22 protein-coding genes are annotated in these 21,233 nt (G+C 36.8%); all 22 read left to right on the forward strand.

Annotation, left to right across the window (positions count from 1 at the left end):
* Window positions 1-95: 95 nt before the first annotated feature.
* The 22 genes from ACZ9HT_RS06220 to ACZ9HT_RS06325 all read left to right on the forward strand — a co-directional run bounded on the left by ACZ9HT_RS06220 (window position 96) and on the right by ACZ9HT_RS06325 (window position 21,108).
* On the forward strand, window positions 96-1,223 hold the full coding sequence (locus ACZ9HT_RS06220; protein WP_476039596.1) for a GNAT family N-acetyltransferase: 1,128 nt from the start codon (window positions 96-98) through the stop codon (window positions 1,221-1,223).
* A gap of 42 nt (window positions 1,224-1,265) precedes the next feature.
* A complete protein-coding gene (locus ACZ9HT_RS06225) occupies window positions 1,266-1,454 on the forward strand; it encodes a hypothetical protein (RefSeq protein ID WP_476039597.1) in 189 nt (62 codons plus the stop codon).
* A 117-nt stretch (window positions 1,455-1,571) separates the two neighbouring features.
* Window positions 1,572-1,943 (forward strand): NADH-quinone oxidoreductase subunit A, encoded by a 372-nt coding sequence (locus ACZ9HT_RS06230; protein WP_476039598.1) that lies wholly within the window; start codon window positions 1,572-1,574, stop codon window positions 1,941-1,943.
* A gap of 56 nt (window positions 1,944-1,999) precedes the next feature.
* A complete protein-coding gene (locus ACZ9HT_RS06235) occupies window positions 2,000-2,557 on the forward strand; it encodes an NADH-quinone oxidoreductase subunit B (RefSeq protein WP_476039599.1) in 558 nt (185 codons plus the stop codon).
* Between the two features lie 3 nt (window positions 2,558-2,560).
* On the forward strand, window positions 2,561-3,061 hold the full coding sequence (locus tag ACZ9HT_RS06240) for an NADH-quinone oxidoreductase subunit C (protein WP_476039600.1): 501 nt from the start codon (window positions 2,561-2,563) through the stop codon (window positions 3,059-3,061).
* A 42-nt stretch (window positions 3,062-3,103) separates the two neighbouring features.
* A complete protein-coding gene (nuoD, locus tag ACZ9HT_RS06245) occupies window positions 3,104-4,327 on the forward strand; it encodes an NADH dehydrogenase (quinone) subunit D (RefSeq protein WP_476039601.1) in 1,224 nt (407 codons plus the stop codon).
* 102 nt (window positions 4,328-4,429) lie between these two features.
* Window positions 4,430-4,939: an NADH-quinone oxidoreductase subunit NuoE family protein gene (locus tag ACZ9HT_RS06250; protein WP_476039602.1), complete on the forward strand. Its 510-nt coding sequence runs from the start codon at window positions 4,430-4,432 to the stop codon at window positions 4,937-4,939.
* A gap of 13 nt (window positions 4,940-4,952) precedes the next feature.
* Window positions 4,953-6,308 carry an NADH-quinone oxidoreductase subunit NuoF gene (gene nuoF / locus ACZ9HT_RS06255; RefSeq protein WP_476039603.1) on the forward strand — a complete coding sequence of 452 codons (1,356 nt, stop codon included), beginning with the start codon at window positions 4,953-4,955 and terminating at the stop codon, window positions 6,306-6,308.
* Between the two features lie 98 nt (window positions 6,309-6,406).
* On the forward strand, window positions 6,407-7,294 hold the full coding sequence (locus ACZ9HT_RS06260; RefSeq protein WP_476039604.1) for a hypothetical protein: 888 nt from the start codon (window positions 6,407-6,409) through the stop codon (window positions 7,292-7,294).
* Between the two features lie 22 nt (window positions 7,295-7,316).
* The gene (locus tag ACZ9HT_RS06265) at window positions 7,317-8,354 is read left to right on the forward strand and encodes an NADH-quinone oxidoreductase subunit G (RefSeq protein WP_476039605.1); all 1,038 of its coding nucleotides are present in this window, start codon (window positions 7,317-7,319) and stop codon (window positions 8,352-8,354) included.
* A gap of 35 nt (window positions 8,355-8,389) precedes the next feature.
* Window positions 8,390-9,463, forward strand: a complete 1,074-nt coding sequence (gene nuoH, locus ACZ9HT_RS06270; RefSeq protein WP_476039606.1) for an NADH-quinone oxidoreductase subunit NuoH — start codon at window positions 8,390-8,392, stop codon at window positions 9,461-9,463.
* Between the two features lie 239 nt (window positions 9,464-9,702).
* Window positions 9,703-10,260, forward strand: a complete 558-nt coding sequence (locus ACZ9HT_RS06275; protein WP_476039607.1) for a NuoI/complex I 23 kDa subunit family protein — start codon at window positions 9,703-9,705, stop codon at window positions 10,258-10,260.
* Complete coding sequence (locus tag ACZ9HT_RS06280; protein ID WP_476039608.1) at window positions 10,261-10,755, forward strand: NADH-quinone oxidoreductase subunit J family protein; 495 nt, start codon at window positions 10,261-10,263, stop codon at window positions 10,753-10,755.
* A gap of 56 nt (window positions 10,756-10,811) precedes the next feature.
* Window positions 10,812-11,138 (forward strand): NADH-quinone oxidoreductase subunit NuoK, encoded by a 327-nt coding sequence (gene nuoK, locus ACZ9HT_RS06285; protein WP_476039609.1) that lies wholly within the window; start codon window positions 10,812-10,814, stop codon window positions 11,136-11,138.
* Between the two features lie 7 nt (window positions 11,139-11,145).
* The gene (gene nuoL / locus ACZ9HT_RS06290) at window positions 11,146-13,041 is read left to right on the forward strand and encodes an NADH-quinone oxidoreductase subunit L (RefSeq protein ID WP_476039610.1); all 1,896 of its coding nucleotides are present in this window, start codon (window positions 11,146-11,148) and stop codon (window positions 13,039-13,041) included.
* Between the two features lie 3 nt (window positions 13,042-13,044).
* Entirely contained in the window at window positions 13,045-14,538 is a 1,494-nt protein-coding gene (locus ACZ9HT_RS06295) for a complex I subunit 4 family protein (RefSeq protein ID WP_476039611.1), read from the forward strand.
* Window positions 14,539-14,625: 87 nt separating this feature from the next.
* The gene (locus ACZ9HT_RS06300; protein ID WP_476039612.1) at window positions 14,626-16,005 is read left to right on the forward strand and encodes an NADH-quinone oxidoreductase subunit N; all 1,380 of its coding nucleotides are present in this window, start codon (window positions 14,626-14,628) and stop codon (window positions 16,003-16,005) included.
* Between the two features lie 132 nt (window positions 16,006-16,137).
* Window positions 16,138-16,734 carry a TetR/AcrR family transcriptional regulator gene (locus ACZ9HT_RS06305; RefSeq protein ID WP_476039613.1) on the forward strand — a complete coding sequence of 199 codons (597 nt, stop codon included), beginning with the start codon at window positions 16,138-16,140 and terminating at the stop codon, window positions 16,732-16,734.
* 13 nt (window positions 16,735-16,747) lie between these two features.
* Window positions 16,748-17,995 (forward strand): TolC family protein, encoded by a 1,248-nt coding sequence (locus ACZ9HT_RS06310; protein ID WP_476039614.1) that lies wholly within the window; start codon window positions 16,748-16,750, stop codon window positions 17,993-17,995.
* Window positions 17,996-18,061: 66 nt separating this feature from the next.
* The gene (locus ACZ9HT_RS06315; protein WP_476039615.1) at window positions 18,062-19,033 is read left to right on the forward strand and encodes an HlyD family secretion protein; all 972 of its coding nucleotides are present in this window, start codon (window positions 18,062-18,064) and stop codon (window positions 19,031-19,033) included.
* A gap of 195 nt (window positions 19,034-19,228) precedes the next feature.
* Complete coding sequence (locus ACZ9HT_RS06320; protein ID WP_476039616.1) at window positions 19,229-20,155, forward strand: ABC transporter ATP-binding protein; 927 nt, start codon at window positions 19,229-19,231, stop codon at window positions 20,153-20,155.
* 200 nt (window positions 20,156-20,355) lie between these two features.
* Window positions 20,356-21,108: an ABC transporter ATP-binding protein gene (locus ACZ9HT_RS06325; RefSeq protein WP_476039617.1), complete on the forward strand. Its 753-nt coding sequence runs from the start codon at window positions 20,356-20,358 to the stop codon at window positions 21,106-21,108.
* The last annotated feature ends 125 nt before the right edge of the window (window positions 21,109-21,233 follow it).

Here is a 21,233-nt window from a genome sequence, read left to right on the forward strand (position 1 = left end):
ATACATTTTGAAATGGCTCACTAAGTGTAAAAAACGTGCCAAAGTTTTTATATTTGTATTAATGATTTATATTTGTTTTTTTAAATAAAATACAGATGTCTGAAGTTTCTATAATTGAAGTAAATAGCGAAAAAGATTTAATAAAGTTCGTCCATTTTCCGATGGATCTTTATAAAAATAATGACAATTATGTTCCGCCATTGATCAATGATGAAAAGAACATCTGGAATCCGAAAGAAAATCCTGCCTTAGCTTACTGCACTGCGAGACAGTTTTTAGCTTACAAAAACGAAAAGCTGGTTGGGCGAATCGCCGTGATGTGGAATCCGCGGGAAGAAGCAGAACTCGGCATTAATAAAGTAAGGTTTGGATGGCTCGATTTTATTGATGATTTCGAAGTCTCAAAAGCGCTAATCAATTTGGCGGTTGATCTGGCGAAAGAAAAAAACAGCAAAATGATCGAAGGTCCAATGGGATTTACCAATCTTGATAAAGCAGGAATGCTGGTCATGGGTTTTGAAAAACTGGCAACCATGATCGGGCTTTATAACTTCGAATATTATTCGCAGCACTTAGAAAAATTAGGCTTGGTCAAAGAAAAGGAATGGGTAGAATTTGAAATGAATTACCCTACGGTTTTGCCGGCAAAAGTGGAAAAATTCAGCAGTTTAATTGCAGAAAAATATAAGCTGAATGTCATTAATTTCAAAAATAAAAATGAAATTTTGCCTTTGGTAGAACCGATGTTCAAACTTTTAGATGAAACTTACAAAACACTTTCTACGTACACTCCAATTTCAGCAGAACAAATAAAAACTTACCGCGAAAAATACTTCCCTTTTATCGACAAAAATTACATTGTTTGCGTAGAAGATGAACATCATGAATTGGTCGCTTTTGCAATCACTATGCCTTCCTATTCCAGAGCATTGCAAAAATCTAAGGGCAAATTATTCCCCTTCGGTTGGTGGCATTTTTTACAGGCCGGAAAGAAAAATGACCGTGCTAATTTCTATTTGATCGGTATTCATCCAACCTACCAAAGACGGGGCGTAACCTCTATTATTTTTAAAGAAATTTTCTTAAGATTCAGTAAAATGGGGATTAAATTTGCAGAAACCAATCCTGAGTTAGAGGAAAATAAAAACGTTCAACTCCTTTGGCAAGATTATGATATTGTAAATCACAAACGCAGACGAACCTACTCCATGGAAATTAATTAGATTAACTTCCACCGATCTCAATTATCAAGAAATTTTAAGTAAATGAAAAAGCAACTTTATTTTTATATCGCAATGATTATTGCCTTTATGGCCTACAATCAGTTCTTCCAGGTTCAGGATGAAAGACTCAACAGTGTGATTAATATTCTTTTTGCAAGTTTTCTGTTTTTATACATTGGATATATCGCTTATCTGGTTCTGAAACGTCTTAAAGATACGGGGAGAAAATAATTGTTTTTAACTGTTCTAAATTACCTAAATAGTCTTTTTCAATCATATTTACGAAGCATATATTTCCCTTTTACATCTTTATTCGTTAAATTTGCAGATTGAGAAAATAATGTAGTAATGAATTTACCTGAAAATTATATACCGATTATCATCCAAGCTTTGGTTGCTATTGGTTTTGTAGGAATTTCTTTGTTAGGCGCCCATTTTTTGGGACCAAGACAGCAAGATAGTACCGTTAATAAAAACAAATCGTTCGAATGTGGTATAGAAAGTGAAGGTGACGCAAGAACTCCTTTTTCTATCCGCTATTTTTTAACGGCGATCCTTTTTGTGCTTTTCGACATTGAAATCGTATTCTTTTATCCTTATGCCGTTAATTTCCGGGAATTCGGTTTAGAAGGATTTTTAGCAGTTTCTACATTTGTAGCCATTTTCTTTTTAGGATTTTTATACGTTCTAAAACGGGGCGCTCTCGACTGGGACAAGTAAAATTGAATCCTGTAAACGAAGTTGATTTAAAGTTTCTTTTAAAAAATTAAATTAAAATGTCAGAAAATACACCACAAATAAATACCAACGCTCCGGCTCCTCCCGGACTTGAGGGCGAAGGTTTCTTCGCTACCAATTTAAATAACCTGATCGGTATGGCGCGTTCCCTGTCATTATGGCCACTTCCATTCGCAACATCATGTTGTGGAATTGAATTCATGGCGACAATGGGACCCAACTATGATTTAGCACGTTTCGGTGGAGAACGAATGAGTTTCTCCCCAAGACAAGCCGATGTTTTGATGGTTTGCGGAACGATCTCTAAAAAATTAGGACCGATCTTGAAAGAAGTTTATACCCAGATGGCAGAACCAAAATGGGTGATTGCAGTTGGAGCTTGTGCTTCAAGCGGCGGAATTTTCGATTCTTACTCCGTTCTTCAGGGGATCGATCGAGTAATTCCTGTAGATGTTTATGTTCCCGGATGCCCACCAAGACCGGAACAAATCTTAGAAGGTTTTATGCAGGTCCAAGCCTTAGCGGAAAGTGAAAGTTTAAGAAGGAGAGATCTTCCTCAATACAAAGATTTATTGGAATCTTATAATATCAATTAATTTATGGAATTTACCAATAATTTCGTTTTAGAAGCTATTACGAGAGAGTTTCCGGAGTCTGTAATTACAAGTTCAGAACCGTACGGAATGTTAACTTTAGAAATAAAAAAACAGGACCTTAAGAAAGTTGTTCATCACATGAAAGACAGCACATTAGGTTTTACTTTTCTTACCGATATCTGTGGAATTCACCATCCTGAAATCCCTGAAAAAGAATTAGGCGTTATTTATCATTTACATAATTTGGTTGAAAATCTTCGGATCCGTCTGAAAGCTTTCATGCCTTTTGAAAATGCAGAAGTGGATTCGTTGACCGATTTATTTGCCGGTGCAAACTGGATGGAACGCGAAACTTTCGATTTTTACGGTATTAAATTTAAAGGCCATCCGGATTTAAGAGTGATCTTGAACGATCCAGGTCTCGGTTACCATCCGATGCTGAAACAATATCCTTTGGAAGATGGCACCAGAACGGATAAAGATGATGTGATGTTCGGCAGATAAAAAGGCTCATCGAAAAAAGCTTCAGGCTTAAAGCAAAAAATTATGAAAGACAACGCGCTCTCCAATATATTAACGCAGTACGAAACTCAGGAACAGATTGATGGGCAATTATACACCCTTAATTTAGGTCCGACGCACCCTGCAACCCACGGAATTTTTCAAAATATCCTGACCATGGATGGGGAGAAAATTCTCCATTCCGAGCAGACTGTTGGGTATATTCACCGTGCTTTCGAAAAAATATCTGAAAGAAGAAACTTTACTCAGATCACCACTTTAACAGATAGAATGAACTACTGTTCGTCCCCAATCAATAATATTGGATGGCACATGACTGTAGAGAAATTACTGGGCGTTGAAGTTCCAAAACGCGTACAATACATGCGGGTGATTATGATGGAATTGGCGCGAATAGCCGATCACATTGTATGTAACGCCGTAACTGGAGTTGATACTGGTGCTTTAACAGGCTTTACTTATATGTTTCAGGATCGTGAAAAAATTTACGACATGTACGAGCAGGTTTGCGGCGCGCGATTAACGACCAATATGGGACGAATTGGTGGATTTGAAAGAGATTTCACCCCAAAATTTCATGAACTGGTTCGTGATTTCTTAAAAACTTTCCCGGCAAGATTTAAAGAATTCGGAGATTTACTGGAGAGAAACAGAATTTTCATGGACCGTACGATTGGTGCAGGCGCTATTTCAGCGGAACGCGCTTTAAGTTACGGTTTTACAGGACCAAATCTACGAGCTTGCGGAGTTGATTACGATGTACGGGTTGCAACACCCTACTCTTCTTATGAAGATTTCGATTTTAATATTCCTGTAGGAACTGCCGGAGATACCTACGACCGTTTTATGGTTCGCCAGGGTGAAATGTGGGAAAGTTTAAAAATTATTCAGCAAGCGATGGATAATCTTCCGGAAGGACCTTTCCACGCAGATGTTCCCGAATTTTATTTGCCAGAAAAAGCAGATGTCTATACAAAAATGGAGGCTCTGATTTACCATTTCAAAATTGTAATGGGTGAAACAGAAGTTCCAAAAGGCGAAGTTTATCACGCCGTAGAAGGTGGAAACGGAGAATTAGGATTTTACCTCGTAAGTGATGGTGGAAGATCTCCATACAGATTACACTTCAGAAGACCTTGTTTTATTTATTACCAGGCTTATCCGGAAATGATTACAGGTTCTGTAATTTCTGATGCGGTGGTAACATTAAGCAGCATGAACGTGATCGCAGGAGAGCTGGACGCATAGCGAATTATAAATTTCAGATTATAATTAATCTGAAATAAAAAACAGATAATGAAAGAAATTTTAGATTTTACATCTAAAATTCAAAATTTAAAATAGTAGAAAGTGAGCGAAAATATAGCTTTTAAACCTGAAACATTAGAACAGGCTCATAAAATAATCGCAAGATATCCGGTAGAAAAGAAGAAATCTGCTTTGATCCCGCTTTTGCATTTAGCGCAAAAAGATTTCGGCGGCTGGCTATCGGTTCCAGTAATGGATTATGTGGCTGAATTTTTAAGCATTAAACCGATTGAAGTGTATGAAGTTGCTACTTTTTACACCATGTTCAACATGAAGCCGGTTGGGAAATACGTTTTAGAAGTTTGTCAAACCGGACCGTGCATGCTTAATGGGAGCGATGAGATCATTAATCACATCAAGCAAACTTTAAACATCAAAAACGGAGAAACTACAGCTGATGGACTTTTCACCTTAAAAAATGCAGAATGTCTTGGCGCTTGCGGTTACGCACCTATGATGCAATTGGGCAAATTTTATCACGAACATTTAACAAAAGAAAAAGTAGACGAGATCCTGGAGCTTTGCAGAGCAGGAGAGTTCGCTTTAGATTAATTTTTAATAAACAATGAGTAAAAAACTTTTACTTAAAGACGCACATATAGAAGGCATACGCTATTTCGACGTTTATCGCAAACAAGGCGGTTACGACGCAGTAGAAAAAGCTTTGAAAATGACTCCTGAAGCAGTAACCGAAGAAGTGAAAACTTCCGGCCTTCGTGGTCGCGGTGGTGCAGGTTTCCCGACTGGATTAAAGTGGAGTTTTTTGGCAAAACCAGAAGGCGTACCGAGATATTTAGTAGTAAATGCTGATGAATCTGAACCGGGAACTTTCAAAGACCGGTATTTAATGGAATTTCTTCCGCATCTTTTGATAGAAGGAATGATCATTTCCTCCTTCGCTTTGGGCGCTCATACTGCTTATATTTACATTCGTGGAGAATATTCCTGGATTCCGGATATTTTGGAAGAAGCCATTGAAGAAGCTAAAAAAGCTGGATTTTTGGGGAAAAATATTTTAGGAATTGGATACGATCTGGAGATTTTCGTTCACCGCGGTGCGGGAGCTTATATCTGTGGTGAAGAAACTGCCCTTTTAGAATCTCTTGAAGGTAAAAGAGGAAACCCTCGTTTGAAACCACCCTTTCCGGCGGTGAAAGGACTTTGGGAATGTCCGACCGTTGTAAATAATGTAGAAACCATTGCGGCAGTAGTTCCAATCATTAACATTACCGGAGCTGAATATGCAAAAATTGGTGTTGGAAAATCTACAGGAACGAAATTAATTTCAGCTTGTGGAAACATTAATAAACCCGGCGTTTACGAAATTGATATGACTATTTCCGTAGAGGAATTTATTTATTCTGAGGAATATTGTGGTGGAATTCCGAATGGTAAAAAATTGAAAGCCTGTATTCCTGGTGGAAGTTCAGTGCCAATTGTGCCTGCTAACTTATTACTGAAAACGATCAACGGTGCACCAAGAATAATGAACTACGAATCTCTTGCAGATGGTGGTTTTGCGACTGGAACCATGATGGGTTCAGGCGGATTTATTGTTTTAGATGAAGACCAGTGTGTCGTAAAACATACTTTGACTTTAGCGCATTTTTATATGCACGAAAGTTGTGGACAATGTACACCTTGCCGTGAGGGAACCGGTTGGATGTGGAGAATTTTAACCAAACTGGAAAACGGAACGGGAACAATGGCAGACATTGATCTGCTTTGGGATGTTCAGAGAAAAATCGAAGGAAATACAATTTGTCCGTTAGGTGACGCAGCAGCCTGGCCGGTTGCCGCAGCGATTCGTCATTTCCGTGATGAGTTTGAGTGGCATATTGATAATCCTGAAGCTTTAACAAGAAATTATGGATTGGCAAATTACGCAGATCCTATTCCGGTTGCAGAAACTGTAAATTAATATAGTCGTTGAATTAGTCACGAAGTGACGGCTTAATACAGAATAGGATAAAATCCTATTGAAAAAAATAGAAGATAAGATTTTGTCTTATCAAAACAATGAAGAAGTTTTTTAAAGTATTTATATTTCTTTTTATAGGTTTGAATTTGACTTTTGCACAAAATAAAAAAGGCGATTCAATTATTAGAGAATTTAGGGATGATCCAACCCTCGAAATGTCCGTGGGAAAAAATTCTCCACTGACGAAGGAAGGACAAATATTTGTTTTCTTTGGTTGGAACAGAGGCGCTTTTAGTAATTCTGATATTCACTTCAAAGGAAACGGATACGATTTTCAACTCGATAACGTTGTTGCGCACGACAGACCAACTCCTTTCGGAATTGTATATTTCGATCCTGCCTGGTTTACGGTAGCGCAATATGATATTAGAATAGGATATTTTTTGAAAGATAATTTAGCTTTAGTTCTGGGAATTGATCACATGAAATATGTGATGGATCAGAATCAAAAAGTTAATTTCTCTGGAAATATTAGCGATCCAGTCTATGCAGCGTATGTACAGAATGGACAAGTAGATTTATCAGATGAAAATTTTCTTACATTTGAACATACCGATGGTTTGAACTACGAAAATATAGGTCTTGAGAAATATCAAAGTCTTATTAATAAAAAAAATATTGACTTAGTTTGGTCTTATGGTGCCGGAATCGGAGCCATGTTTCCAAAAAGTAATGTAAAACTATTCGGGAACGAAAGAAGCGACCGTTTTCACGTTGCGGGAATCGGAACGGATGTAAGAACAAGTTTAAATGTGGTTTTTTGGAATCATTTTATGGCAAGACTCGAAGCAAAAGCTGGGTACATAAATATGTGGGATATTAAAACGACTTTGAATAATAAGCCAGATAAGGCGAGTCAGGACTTTGTTTTCGGACAGGTTCTTTTTGGGGTGGGATACACTTTTAATACAAAGAAAAATAATTAATTCATTTTTGAATTCATAGATAATGAGCGAAGAAATTAAAAAATTTAAGATAACGATAGACGGACAAACCACCGAAGTTTTGCCTGGAACTTCCATTTTGGAAGCAGCAAGACAGATCGGAGGAAAATCTGTTCCGCCTGCAATGTGCTATTATAAACCGCTTGAAACAAGTGGTGGACGATGCAGAACTTGTTTGGTAGAAGTTTCTAAAGGTTCTGACGCAGATTCACGACCGATGCCAAAATTGGTAGCGAGTTGTAGAACCGGCGTTATGGACGGAATGGAAGTAAAGAACTTAACTTCTGAAAAAACTCAGGAAGCCAGAAAAGCAGTAACCGAATTTTTGTTGATCAATCACCCTTTAGATTGCCCGGTTTGTGATCAGGCAGGTGAATGTCATCTACAAGATTTAGGTTACGAACACGGCGTTGAGGGAACAAGAACAGAATTTGAAAGAAGAACTTTTGAACCGGAAGATATTGGTCCCAACATTAAACTTCACATGAACCGTTGTATTTTGTGTGCGAGATGTGTTTTAGCAGCAAATCAATTAACAGAAGAAAGAGAACACGGAATTTTATTTAGAGGTGAAGTTGCAGAAATTTCTACTTATTTAAATAAAGCTTTGGAAAACGATTTTATCGGAAACGTAATTGATGTTTGTCCTGTTGGCGCTTTAACCGACAGAACTTCGCGATTTGCAAGCAGAGTGTGGTTTACAAAACCAGTGAACGGAACTTGTAAATGTGAGAAATGTTCAGGTAAAGCGGTTCTTTGGATGAAAGGAGACGAGATCATTCGTGTCACCGCGAGAAAAGATCAGTACGACGAAATTATCGACTGGATTTGCGACGAATGTAGATTTCATAGAAAAGACGTTGCACTTTGGACAATTGAAGGTCCAAGACATATCGACAGACATTCTGTGATTTCCTTAAATCACTACGAAAAACCATCAAACATGGTGAGTCTTTTAGATAATCCGGATGCAAAAGAACTGAGTCCACAGGATGAAGTAGAATCTGCAGTGAAAACTGACGAAAATTTTAGATTAATGTAATGCTCTTTTTACAGAGTAAAATTTTATAATATATAATGGGATTATTAACCTTTAAAATCATTCTTGTACTGGTATTATTTATACTGGCACTTACCGTTGCAGCCTACTCTACCTGGGCAGAACGTAAAGTTGCTGCAATTATGCAAGACAGAGTCGGACCTAACCGTTCCGGGCCATTCGGGCTTTTACAACCGCTTGCCGACGGTGGAAAATTTTTCTTTAAAGAAGATTTTACGCCCGCAGCTGCAGAAAAATTTCTCTTTATTTTAGGACCTTCGCTCGTTATGTTTATCTCTCTTATTACAGGAGCGGTAATTCCTTGGGGGAAAACCTTAAATATTGGTGGAACTTCTTTTGATCTGCAGGTTGCCAATATCGATATTGGTGTTTTATATTTAGTAGGAATGGTTTCCATCGGCGTGTACGGTATTATGATCGGTGGTTGGGCTTCTAACAATAAGTTCTCTTTGATCGGTGCAATTCGTGCGAGTTCACAGATGATCTCTTATGAATTAGCAATGGGTCTTTCGATCATCGCAATTATTATGATGGCCGGATCTTTAGATTTAAAAGTAATCGTTGAGCAGCAAACTCACGGTAAGATCTGGGGTTTCATCCCTGAAGTTTCCGGTATGAACTGGAATATTTTTTATCAGCCGATCGCTTTCATCATCTTTTTTGTTGCGGCTTTGGCTGAAACGAACAGAGCACCTTTCGATTTACCGGAATGTGAAAACGAATTGGTTAACGGTTATCATACAGAATATTCGTCCATGAAATTAGGATTGTATATGTTTGGCGAATATGTAAATATGTTTATCTCGAATGCTTTGATCGTGGTTTTATTCCTTGGAGGTTATAATTATCCCGGAATTGACTGGGTTACGAATAATTGGGGCGAAAACGCTGCCGGAATTTTATCGGTAGTTTCCTTCTTAGGGAAAACATTTATTGGAATTTTTATATTTATGTGGATCAGATGGACTTTGCCAAGATTCAGATATGATCAGTTAATGCATTTGGGCTGGAAGAAATTGATCCCGATCGCATTATTTAATTTAATGGCAACCGGCGCAATTATCTTAGCGTACGACCATTTTATGAAATAAATTGGTAGGAACAGGCGTTGCGCGCGTGTTCAATTAAATAGAAAAAACAAATTAAATTCTAGCCCCGATTGCAACGGCATCCTTTTTTGAGGAACGAAAAAAAGATATAGTGAAAAGCGGGTATAGATGTGGAAAGAAGCGATAAATTGATTGCTTAATTAAGAATAAAAATATTTCTGAAAATGAAACATTTGAAACCAAATGTTCCCTCTGTTCAGAAAAAAAGATAAAGAAAGCAGATGAAATTAACGAATAGATCGAAAGTGGTCTCGGACAAAAAAATGACTTTCGGGGAGAGTATTTATATTCCCGCGATTTTTAAGGGGATGAAAATCACCATCAGTCATGCCGCTAAAACGGTTTTTGGAAAAGGATTAGCCACCATTTCTTATCCTGAAGAAGTACGTCCAAGAGTGAAAATTTGGCGAGGTGAACACGTGTTGAAACTCGATAATGAAGGCCGTGAAAGATGTACAGCCTGTGGATTGTGCGCTGTTGCCTGTCCAGCTGAAGCGATCACCATGACGGCTGCAGAACGTACCAAAGAAGAACGAGATCTTTACCGCGAAGAGAAATATGCCAAAGTTTACGAAATTAATATGCTGCGCTGTATATTCTGCGGAATGTGCGAAGAAGCCTGTCCGAAATCTGCGATTTACTTGACCGACAAACTGGTTAATGTGGAAGAAAACAGAGGAAGTTTCATCTACGGAAAAGATAAACTGGTTGAAAAAATTAACGCGAGAATCGATGTTTCTGCGAGACAAAGCGAGTTGCAAGAAAAAATGATGAAATAAATGGAACAGATATTATTTTTCTTTGTGGCATTGATCGCAATTTCAAGCGCCGTTTATTTTGTATTTGCGAGAAACCCATTGTACTCGATCTTATCTTTGATCCTTACCATGTTTTCTATCGCCGGATTATATATTTTATTGAACGCGCAATTCCTTGGGATTGTACAGATCATCGTTTATGCCGGAGCGATCATGGTATTGTTCCTTTATATTTTGATGATGCTGAATCTGAATAAAGCCGACGAAAGTAAAAAGCAAAACCTCATGAAATTCGTGGGTGTTTTTTCTGCCGGATTACTTTTGATTGGAATTTTGGGAGCATTTAGAGGTTTTAAAGTTCAGGCTGCTGCAGCTGATGTTGATTCAACGGTGGGTTTAACGAAAAATCTTGGTCGATTATTATTTAACGAATATGTTTTGCCTTTTGAATTAGCCTCACTGCTTATTTTTGCAGGAATTGTTGGCGCAGTCTTAATTGGTAAAAAAGATTTATAAAAAAAATTGTGGGAATTTATCTGAGGTGAATTCTTACTTAAAGGAAATTAGATTATATGGAAGGAAATTCATTTATACAAGCCGTGCCGCTGGAATATTTTATTATTCTGTGCTCAGTGATGTTCTGTTTAGGAGTTTTGGGAGTTTTGGTAAGAAAAAATGCGATCATAATTTTGGGTTGTGTAGAATTAATGCTGAACTCTGTAAATCTTTTACTCGCAGCATTCTCCAGTTACAAAGGCGACGGGAACGGACAGATTTTGGTATTCTTTATCATGGTTGTTGCGGCCGCAGAAGTTTCGGTAGGATTGGCGATTATTGCCATGATGTACAGAAACACAAAATCTGTAGACATCAGTATTTTTAATAAATTAAGAGGATAAATAGAGGATGGAAAATTTAGTTTACGCAATTATACTTTTACCCTTAATCGGATTTCTCATCAACGGATTGTTTGGAAAAAGTCTGCCAAAAATGGTGGTTGGCATTTTTGCAACGCTCGTCGTTTTTGCTTCTTTCTGCATTGCGGTCAGTTTATTTTTGAAGTTTGATGCAGAATCACAACCCGTGATCGTAAGAGCATTTGAATGGTTTAGAATTAGTGGAATTCAGGTTAATTTTGGATTTCAGATCGATCAGCTTTCTTTGATGATGATCATGATCATTACGGGAATCGGTTCTTTAATTCACCTCTACTCGATCGGTTATATGAGCCACGATAAAGGATTTTATAAGTTCTTTACATACTTGAATTTATTTATTTTCTCCATGTTACTTTTGGTAATGGGAAGCAATTATTTAATTCTTTTTATTGGTTGGGAAGGTGTTGGATTGTGTTCTTACTTACTCATCGGTTTCTGGTACACGAACGAAGAATATGGTGCAGCTGCAAGAAAAGCGTTCATCATGAACCGTATCGGAGATTTAGGAATGATCATCGGGATTTTAGCAATTGCTTATCAAACCAACGCGGTTGACTTTTTATCGGTAGCTCAAAACTCCGGAAAATTTGAATTAGATTCAACAATAATTATATTCATCACCTCAAGTTTATTTATTGGAGCGGTTGGGAAATCGGCACAGATTCCACTATTCACCTGGCTTCCAGATGCGATGGCAGGTCCGACTCCGGTTTCGGCGTTGATTCACGCTGCAACCATGGTAACTGCCGGAATTTATTTGGTGGTTCGATCAAACTTCCTTTTCTCCTTAGCTCCAACAACTTTAGAAGGAATTCTCTTCATAGGATTACTTACTGCTTTGGTCGCGGCGTTTATCGGACTTCGGCAAAATGATATTAAAAAAGTTCTCGCCTACTCTACTGTTTCGCAGTTAGGATTTATGTTTGTTGCTATTGGAGTTGGTGCTTATACGACTGCAATGTTTCACTTAATGACGCATGCATTCTTCAAAGCTTTATTGTTCTTAGGTTCAGGTTCTGTTATTCACGCAATGAGCGACGAACAGGATATGAGATTGATGGGCGGTTTAAAGAAAAAAATTCCAATTACTCATATTACTTTCCTGATCGGAACATTAGCGATTTCAGGATTTCCTTTCCTTTCCGGAATGATATCTAAAGATGAAATTCTGACCAATGCTTACGGTAAGAGTCCAGTTATCTGGCTAATTCTGTTTGCCATCGCAGCAATGACGGCGATTTATATGTTCAGAGCTTATTATTTAACTTTCCACGGTGAATTCCGCGGAACTCCTGAACAGGAAAAACATATTCACGAAAGTCCCTCAACAATGACGATTCCATTAATTGTTTTGGCGGGATTATCAATCGTTGGAGGTTTCATTAATCTTCCTCACTTTATCGGACACGGAAATTATTCGAAATTAGCAGACTGGTTGAAATCGATTTATGTTTACGATGTCGAACTTCCGGAAGTTGCTTTTGGAACCGAAATGATTCTTTTAGGATTGACAGTTTTGATGTTCTTCACGGTTTGGTTTATCGTCAAAAACATTTATGTCAACAAGAAAAAAATGGCTTTGCCAGATGAAAAATACAGTGGTTGGGAAAGACTTTCAAACAAAAAATTATTTTTGGATGAATTGTACAACGCAACTTTTGTGAAATTTACCGAAGGTCTTGGTGTCGGCGGAAATATGTTCGAAAAAGGCGTTCTGAATAAATTTAGTGATTTTATCGGAATTGGTGCCGAAGATTCCGGGCGGGCTGCAAAAAAACTGCAGAACGGAAATGTAGAGAATTATGTTCTCATCATGTCTTTGGCTATCGGAATTATTTTAATTGTTAACTTTTTATTACAATAGTAAATGTCGTATCTATTATTAACATTATTACTATTACCTCTCGTAGGTTCTGCATTGGTGTTCGCGTGGAAAAATCCCGCAAGTAAGTATTTAGCTCTGGGAATTGCATTTGCACAAATGTTTCTCACGTTTTATATGCTGTCGAGTTTCGATTTCAAACCTACCGTTGACGGAGTTTTGCAATACGAGATCAATTATCCCTGGTCCAACTTTATCAAAAGTAATCTGCATTTCGGGATCGATGGAATGAGCATGCTGTTATTGTTGCTAACTAACATTTTAACGCCACTCATCATTCTCTCTTCCTTCAATGAAAAACCAGGTTACAAAAATTCGTTCTACGGATTAATTCTGTTGATGCAGTTTGGTTTGATAGGCGTTTTTACTTCGCTTGATGGCTTGTTATTTTACATTTTCTGGGAAGTCACTTTGATTCCTATTTGGTTGATCGCCGGAATCTGGGGACAGGAAAATAAAAAAATTCATTTCACTACGAAATTCTTCGTCTATACTTTTGTAGGTTCTTTATTTATGTTGATCGGATTGATCTACGTTTATACGAATTCAGCTTCATTTGCATTGACTGATCTGTATAATGCAGATTTAAGCACCTCGCAACAGACGGTTGTATTCTGGTTTATATTCTTTGCCTTTGCGGTAAAGTTACCTATTTTTCCATTCCATTCCTGGCAACCTGATACCTATACTTATTCTCCAACGCAGGGATCAATGTTACTCTCTGGAATTATGTTGAAAATGGCGATCTTCGGATTATTAAGATGGTTGTTACCAATTACGCCGGAACCGATCTTAGGAGTTTCGGGGAAAATAGTTTTGGCACTCGCAATTATAGGAGTTGTTCACGGCGCTTTAATCGCCATCATTCAAAATGATTCCAAACGACTGATCGCATATTCCTCTCTTTCGCACGTTGGTTTAATGACGGCCGGTATTATGGCTTCTGCAATTCTTACGATGCAGGGAACATTAACGATCGAAGGTGGTCAGGGAGCTTTAGTTCAAACTTTTGCACACGGGATCAACGTTGTCGGATTATTTTATTGTGCTGATATTTTGTACAAAAGATTTAAAACCAGAGATATGCGAAAAATGGGCGGCCTGGCAAAAGTTGCTCCGAAGTTTGCTGTTCTTTTCATGGTTATTTTATTAGGATCCATCGCACTTCCTTTAACGAACGGTTTTGTTGGAGAATTTATTTTGATAAAATCAATCTTCGACTATAGCATTTTTGCAGCCGTGATCGCGGGAACAACGATGATCTTCTCTTCTGTTTATCTTTTCAGATTTTACGGGAAAGCAATGTTCGGTCCGGGAGACGAAAGAGTTTTAGCTTCCTCAAGTGATTTATCGCCTGTAGAATTTTCGGTCTTGGCGAGTTTAGCAGTTTTTGTTATTCTTTTAGGAATTTTTCCACAACCGATTATCGACATGGTCGACAGTTCACTGAAGTTTATTTTCACTTCGATGATGAAATAATAAATAATAAAAATTAAATGATTACAAGATGAGGAGGAAAGATGAAAATCTGAAATCCAAAATCTAAAATCTAAAATCTAGAAATAAATGGGCGTTTTAATCATCATATTCCTTACCGCAGTTGCCGCATTGTTTGCCGGTGTTTTCGAAAAGGGAAAATATTCAAGATATATCGGTATTTTGGGACTCATCATCGCATTTTATGTGAGTTTTTTGCCGGAGCTGGCTTTCTTTAGTCAGTACAAAAGCATGTTCGAATTCGGACCGAATGCTGCTTTATTCACTAAGATCTCAATTGTGATCACCCTATTGATTTTCTTTTTGGGAGGATTTGCATTTAGCAATCACCGAAGCCATCAATCCGAATTATATGCCTTAATGTTAATGTCGTTATGTGGCGGTATCGTGCTTTTCGGCTTTCAAAACTTGGTAACATTATTTTTAGGGATCGAAATTCTATCCATTCCACTGTATGTTTTAGCCGGAAGTAATAAAACCGATCTGCGTTCCAACGAAGCTTCGATCAAATATTTCTTAATGGGTGCATTTGCAACAGGTTTCCTTTTGTTTGGGATCGCTTTAATTTATGGCAGTGCAAGCAGTTTCGATCTTTACCAAATTCACCAGTTTTCTTTGACAAACCCGAAAAACTTAATGTTTTCGATGGGTGCAGTTTTAATGTTGGTCGCTTTGGCTTTCAAAGTTTCTCTGGCCCCCTTCCATATGTGGAGTCCCGATGTTTATCAGGGTTCGCCCTCATTGATCACCGCTTTTATGATGTCAGTCGTTAAGATCGCGGCATTTTTCGCATTCTTTAAAATGATGAGTATTGGATTTTTGGGAATTACAGGAGAATGGATCAATATCGTCGGTGTTTTAATTATCATCACCCTCTTCCTCGCAAACGTAATGGGATTAGCGCAAAGCAATGCGAAAAGAATGTTAGCTTATTCATCTGTATCACACGTTGGTTATTTAGCATTGATATTCTTCGGTATGAATAATCTGTCCGCTTACAACTTAGCTTTCTATTTATTCGCATATTCCCTTGCAACGATCGGAGTAATGATGTGTCTGATCTGGGTTGAAAAATTAAAACGAGAAACTTCGTACGATGCTTTCAAAGGTTTAGCGCATTCGGAACCAATTTTGGCTGTAGTTGCCGCTTTATCGATGCTTTCAATGGCTGGAATTCCTTTAACCGCAGGTTTCATGGGAAAATTCGGAATCTTTGCACAGGCAATTAAAACAACTCCTTTTCTAGTAGTAGTTGCAGTGTTAGGTTCAGCAATATCGATCGCTTATTATTTAAGATTGATCATGGTCATGTTCTTTCCGAAAGAAAGCAGTTTCAAAACATCTGAAAAAGTAACGTTAACTTATAACATTATCGCAGTTTTTATTATTGTTGCGATAGTTGCTTTAGGAGTTTTCCCCGATCTGTTTGCTAAACAATTTGGTTTGTAAATTATACTTTAAAAATATTTTAAAACGCAATTCCTCGGATTTGCGTTTTTTTACGACAAATATTTAATCATTTGATTAATTCATTTGTTTAAATCAGAAAATTAATGGTAACTTTACTAAAGAATTAAAGATATGAAAGCAGAAGAATTTTCTACCGAAGATAAAATACTGGTTGCCGCCTCAAAGGTTTTCACTGAAAAAGGATTCTCCGGCGCGCGAACACGCGACATTGCAGAAGAAGCCGGAATTAATTTGGCGCTTCTCAATTATTATTTTCGAACAAAAGAAAAATTGTTTGAACAAGTCATGAAAGTAAAGATCATTTTACTTTTCGGACAGATTATTCCCATCGTTACGAATGAAAAAATAAGTTTAGAAGAAAAAATCGATTTGGCAAGTGTGAAATATTTCGAAATACTTTCCAAAAATCCAAACCTTCCTATTTTTATTTTAAGTGAGATTCAGAAAAAAACTTCAGATATAAAGTCAATTCTGCCCTTTGAAAAAGTATTGAATAATTCAATTCTTATACAACAGATTCAAGAACGAAAACCGAATGTAGATCCTTTCCATTTCCTTCTAAACTTTCTCAGCATGACCGCCTTTCCATTTGTAATGAAACAGATATTGAAATCATTTGATTTAAAAAATGAAGATGAATTTCAAAAATTCGTTGAGGAAAGAAAAACCTTTGTTCCTATTTGGATAAAAATGATGTTGAATAATTAAAATTATTACGGCAATGAAAATTTTAAAATACTTATTCCCCCTCCTCTTCTTCTCTGTTAATTCACAAACATTGACTTTAGAAGAATGTTACGGTTTGGCGAAACAGAATTATCCGCTCATCAAACGTCACGATTTAATTGCGAAAACCAAAGAATACAATCTTCAGAACGCAGCAAAAGGTTGGCTTCCACAAATCCAGATTATTGGACAGGCAACTTATCAAAATGATGTCACACAAATTCCGTTCAAACTTCCTAATCTCAACATCGATCCGGTAAGTCAAGATCAATATAAAGTCTATGCAGATGTTCAGCAGAATATTTATGACGGTGGAATGATTGCCAATCAGAAGAAAATAGCAAACATTAATTCTGAAATTGAACTGCAAAAAACCGAAGTCGAAACCGATCAACTGGAAATGAGAATTAATCAAATTTATTTCGGAATTCTTCAAACAGATGAACAACTTCAACAAACGGAATTGACAAAATCTGATTTATCCAGCGGACTAAAAAAAGCAGAAGCACAATTAGAAAACGGTGTGATTTTCCGAAGTAATGTGGATGTTCTGAAAGCACAAATCGTCAATCTAGATCAGAAACAACTGGAACTTCAGTCCATGAATAAAAGTTTCTTACAAATGCTTTCTCTTTTCATTCAAAAAAATTTAGACGAAAACACGATACTTTTAAAACCAGAAAAAATTCTAATTCAAGACGAAAACAAACGCGCTGAACTGAAACTTTTCGATTTACAAAAACTCGGTTTAGACCAACAAAAAGCAAACATCAATTCCAAAAATCTACCAAAATTAGGCGCTTTTTTTCAAGGTGGTTACGGAAAACCTGGTTTCAATATGTTGAAAAATGAATTCGATGTTTTTTATATCGGCGGTTTGCGTTTGAACATTCCAATTTCTGGATTTTATACCAAGAAAAATGATTTGGCTTTAGTTGAAACTCAACAACAGGAAATTGACGTTCAGAAAGAAAACTTCTTGTTTAATCAGCAGTTTCAAACCATCCAAAATAATAATGACCTGGAAAAAATCCAGCAATTGATTGACAAAGATGATGAGCTTGTTATTTTACGAGAAAGCATTAAGAAAGCATCTTTAGCACAATTAGAAAACGGCGTTATAACGACGAGTGATTATCTCCGCGAAGTGAACGAAATGGATCGCGCAAAAAACCAAAAAATCACCCACGAAATACAATATCTTTTAACACAATATAATCTTAAAGCGCAACTGAATCAGTAATTGAGTTCTTGAGTATTTGAGTATTTGAGTATTAAATAAAAAGGTTTTAACAAAAAAAAACATTCGATGAAAAAATATATTTTATTTGCAGTCATATTTTCTCTCGCTTCCTGCAAAAATTCAGAAAATTCTTACGATGCTTCCGGAACTTTTGAAGCCGATGAAATTTTGGTTACTGCAAAAGCAAATGGAACGATTCTGAATCTAAATGTAGAAGAAGGTCAAACTTTAAAACTGAATGAAAAAGTTGGAGAAATTGATCCTAAAAGTTTCGAACTACAAAAAGATCAAGTCGTCGCAAGCATCGACGCGATAGATCAAAAAACAAATTCTGCCTTACCTCAAATTCAGGTTTTGCAATCCCAGATTTCGGGACAATCTGCTAATGTTGGCGTTCTTCAGGAACAACTTCAAAATGCAGTGCGGGAAAGAAACAGAACTGCGAATTTGGTTGCGAAAGATGCTGCCACAAAAAAACAACTCGATGATGCAAACGGACAAATCAAAGTGATTCAGAAACAAATTTCTGCAGCTCAAAGTCAGTTAAATATTTTACAACAACAGATTTCTACGACCGAAGAAAATGTTTCCATACAAAATCGCGCAATTTTAAGTGAAAGAAAACCGACTGAAAAAAAGGTAGCGCAAATCGATGAACAGTTAAAAAACAACACCATAGAAAGTCCAATTTCAGGAATGGTTTTAACAAAATACTTAAATCAAGCAGAATTTGCAATTGTAGGAAAACCCATTTTCAAAATGGCAAATTTAGATTTGATGACTTTAAAATCATTTGTTACAGGAGATCAATTGCCCCAAATAAAAATCGGACAAAAAGTTACCGTTCTCATCGATGCAGGTGAAGGAAAAACCAAACAACTTCCGGGAACTATTTATTGGATCAGTTCAAAAGCAGAGTTTACCCCGAAAACTATTCAAACCAAAAATGAAAGAGCCAATTTAGTTTACGCGGTAAAAATCCATGTGAAAAATGATGGCTATCTCAAAATCGGAATGTACGGTGATGTGAAATTTTAATTTTTTAAACCACAAAAGAGACAAAAGATTTAGGAGAAAAGTAAAGTTTACAATAGGATAAATTTTTAAGCGTAAACTTTGACGTTCTTTTGATTAACTAAAATACGCATTCAACTTTTGCCTCTTTTACGGTAAAAATACTTTGAGGTTCAATAGTAAACATCCATCATCAAACACCAAACATCCAACACCAAAATGAAATCTATCATCGTACAAAATCTCACCAAAACTTACGGCAAAGACAAAGAAAAAGTCCTTGCGGTTGACGACGTGAGTTTCGAGGTCGATCATGGTGAAATCTTTGGTTTGATTGGTCCGGATGGCGCTGGAAAAACTTCTATTTTCCGCATGTTGACAACGGTTCTTCTCCCCGATTCAGGTTCTGCTTCCATTGGAAATTTGGAAATGGTAAAAGATTATAAAGCAATCCGAAAGATTTTAGGATATATGCCGGGAAAATTTTCGCTTTATCAGGATTTAACCATTGAAGAAAATCTAGAATTTTTTGCGAGCGTTTTTAATACCACCATTGCAGAAAACTACGATTTGATCAAAGATATTTATATTCAAATTGAACCTTTTAAAGATCGACGCGCCGGAAAATTATCGGGCGGAATGAAACAGAAACTCGCTTTGTGTTGTGCTTTAATTCACAAACCAAAAGTTTTATTTTTAGATGAACCTACAACCGGAGTCGATCCCGTTTCTCGAAAAGAATTTTGGGAAATGTTGCAAAGATTAAAAATGCAGGGAATCACAATGGTCGTCGCAACTCCTTACATGGATGAAGCCGCTTTGTGCGACCGAATCGCTTTAATGCAAAACGGAAAAATTCTATCGATTGACACGCCGGAAAATATCAGCAATTCTTATCCAGATTATATTTTTGAAGTAAAAGCAGGTAAAACTTCGAGCGTTTTAAAAGCTTTAGAAAAGTTTGACCAAAAGAAGAATGTTTATGCTTATGGAGAATTTGTGCATTTAACCATTGATAAAAATGAAAGTTTTTCAGAGCAGAAAGTCGTAGAATATTTAAAAAAAGAAGGATTTGAAAATATAGAAATCAATCCAATAAAAGCCAGTATTGAAGACAGTTTTATCCGTTTATTATCTCATACATAGAAACAGCTATAAATTTTTAAACACATAAGTCACATAAGTTCAGTGAAAACATGCTTAATAAGAGTTCACAAAAGCAGCTGAAAATGAAAGATTTTTTTTAAACTAATGTGAGCTAAATAGTTACCGTTACAGGACCTAACTTCTGTGACTGATGTGTTTAACCGTCCGAATTGAAGAAGAAATAAGTTCAATCAGAAATAATGAATTCAAAAAATCAAAATATCGCCATTAAAGCAGAAAACATCACCAAAAGTTTTGGAAATTTTATTGCGGTTGATCACATCAGTTTTGAAGTGAGAAAAGGAGAAATTTTCGGTTTCCTTGGCGCAAATGGAGCCGGAAAAACAACGGCGATGAGAATGTTGAGCGGACTTTCAATTCCAACTTCCGGAACCGCAACTGTTGCAGGATTTGATGTTTATAAAGAAACCGAAAAGATCAAAAAAAACATCGGTTATATGAGTCAGAAATTTTCTTTGTACAACAATTTAAGCGTGAAAGAAAACCTGAATTTCTTCGGTGGAATTTACGGAATCCCAAGAAAAGAATTGAAAATTAAAGGAGAATCATTGCTCAAAGAACTCGGTCTGGAAAATGAAAAGAACAAATTGGTTTCGGAACTTCCTTTAGGCTGGAAACAGAAACTGGCTTTCTCAGTTGCCATTTTCCACGAACCCGAAATCGTATTCTTAGATGAACCAACTGGCGGAGTCGATCCTGTAACGCGCCGACAATTTTGGAATATGATTTACGAAGCTTCTGACCGTGGAATTACGATTTTTGTGACGACGCATTATATGGATGAAGCCGAATATTGCGACCGCGTTTCCATAATGGTCGATGGAAAAATTGCAGCTTTGGATACGCCGACAAATTTGAAAAAAAAATTCAATGCTAAAAATATGGACGAGGTTTTTTATGAATTAGCACGTGGAGCAAAACGCTCTGATTAGAGGAAAGATGACGAATGAAATCACCTACTATTTAAACCGCAAAAGAATCAAAAGAAAAATGTGAAATAGAAGTATTTCAAAAGATTGCAAAAAATAAAGCTTACTTCTTTCAAACATTTTGCAAA

The organism is Chryseobacterium sp. UYP7, assembly GCF_056279225.1.

Coding starts and splice junctions, on each gene's coding strand:
- ACZ9HT_RS06220 (WP_476039596.1), top strand. CDS start 96: ATGTCTGAAGTTTCTATAATTGAAGTAAATAGCGAAAAAGATTTAATA.
- ACZ9HT_RS06225 (WP_476039597.1), top strand. CDS start 1,266: ATGAAAAAGCAACTTTATTTTTATATCGCAATGATTATTGCCTTTATG.
- ACZ9HT_RS06230 (WP_476039598.1), top strand. CDS start 1,572: ATGAATTTACCTGAAAATTATATACCGATTATCATCCAAGCTTTGGTT.
- ACZ9HT_RS06235 (WP_476039599.1), top strand. CDS start 2,000: ATGTCAGAAAATACACCACAAATAAATACCAACGCTCCGGCTCCTCCC.
- ACZ9HT_RS06240 (WP_476039600.1), top strand. CDS start 2,561: ATGGAATTTACCAATAATTTCGTTTTAGAAGCTATTACGAGAGAGTTT.
- nuoD (WP_476039601.1), top strand. CDS start 3,104: ATGAAAGACAACGCGCTCTCCAATATATTAACGCAGTACGAAACTCAG.
- nuoF (WP_476039603.1), top strand. CDS start 4,953: ATGAGTAAAAAACTTTTACTTAAAGACGCACATATAGAAGGCATACGC.
- ACZ9HT_RS06260 (WP_476039604.1), top strand. CDS start 6,407: ATGAAGAAGTTTTTTAAAGTATTTATATTTCTTTTTATAGGTTTGAAT.
- ACZ9HT_RS06265 (WP_476039605.1), top strand. CDS start 7,317: ATGAGCGAAGAAATTAAAAAATTTAAGATAACGATAGACGGACAAACC.
- nuoH (WP_476039606.1), top strand. CDS start 8,390: ATGGGATTATTAACCTTTAAAATCATTCTTGTACTGGTATTATTTATA.
- ACZ9HT_RS06275 (WP_476039607.1), top strand. CDS start 9,703: ATGAAATTAACGAATAGATCGAAAGTGGTCTCGGACAAAAAAATGACT.
- ACZ9HT_RS06280 (WP_476039608.1), top strand. CDS start 10,261: ATGGAACAGATATTATTTTTCTTTGTGGCATTGATCGCAATTTCAAGC.
- nuoK (WP_476039609.1), top strand. CDS start 10,812: ATGGAAGGAAATTCATTTATACAAGCCGTGCCGCTGGAATATTTTATT.
- nuoL (WP_476039610.1), top strand. CDS start 11,146: ATGGAAAATTTAGTTTACGCAATTATACTTTTACCCTTAATCGGATTT.
- ACZ9HT_RS06295 (WP_476039611.1), top strand. CDS start 13,045: ATGTCGTATCTATTATTAACATTATTACTATTACCTCTCGTAGGTTCT.
- ACZ9HT_RS06300 (WP_476039612.1), top strand. CDS start 14,626: ATGGGCGTTTTAATCATCATATTCCTTACCGCAGTTGCCGCATTGTTT.
- ACZ9HT_RS06305 (WP_476039613.1), top strand. CDS start 16,138: ATGAAAGCAGAAGAATTTTCTACCGAAGATAAAATACTGGTTGCCGCC.
- ACZ9HT_RS06310 (WP_476039614.1), top strand. CDS start 16,748: ATGAAAATTTTAAAATACTTATTCCCCCTCCTCTTCTTCTCTGTTAAT.
- ACZ9HT_RS06315 (WP_476039615.1), top strand. CDS start 18,062: ATGAAAAAATATATTTTATTTGCAGTCATATTTTCTCTCGCTTCCTGC.
- ACZ9HT_RS06320 (WP_476039616.1), top strand. CDS start 19,229: ATGAAATCTATCATCGTACAAAATCTCACCAAAACTTACGGCAAAGAC.
- ACZ9HT_RS06325 (WP_476039617.1), top strand. CDS start 20,356: ATGAATTCAAAAAATCAAAATATCGCCATTAAAGCAGAAAACATCACC.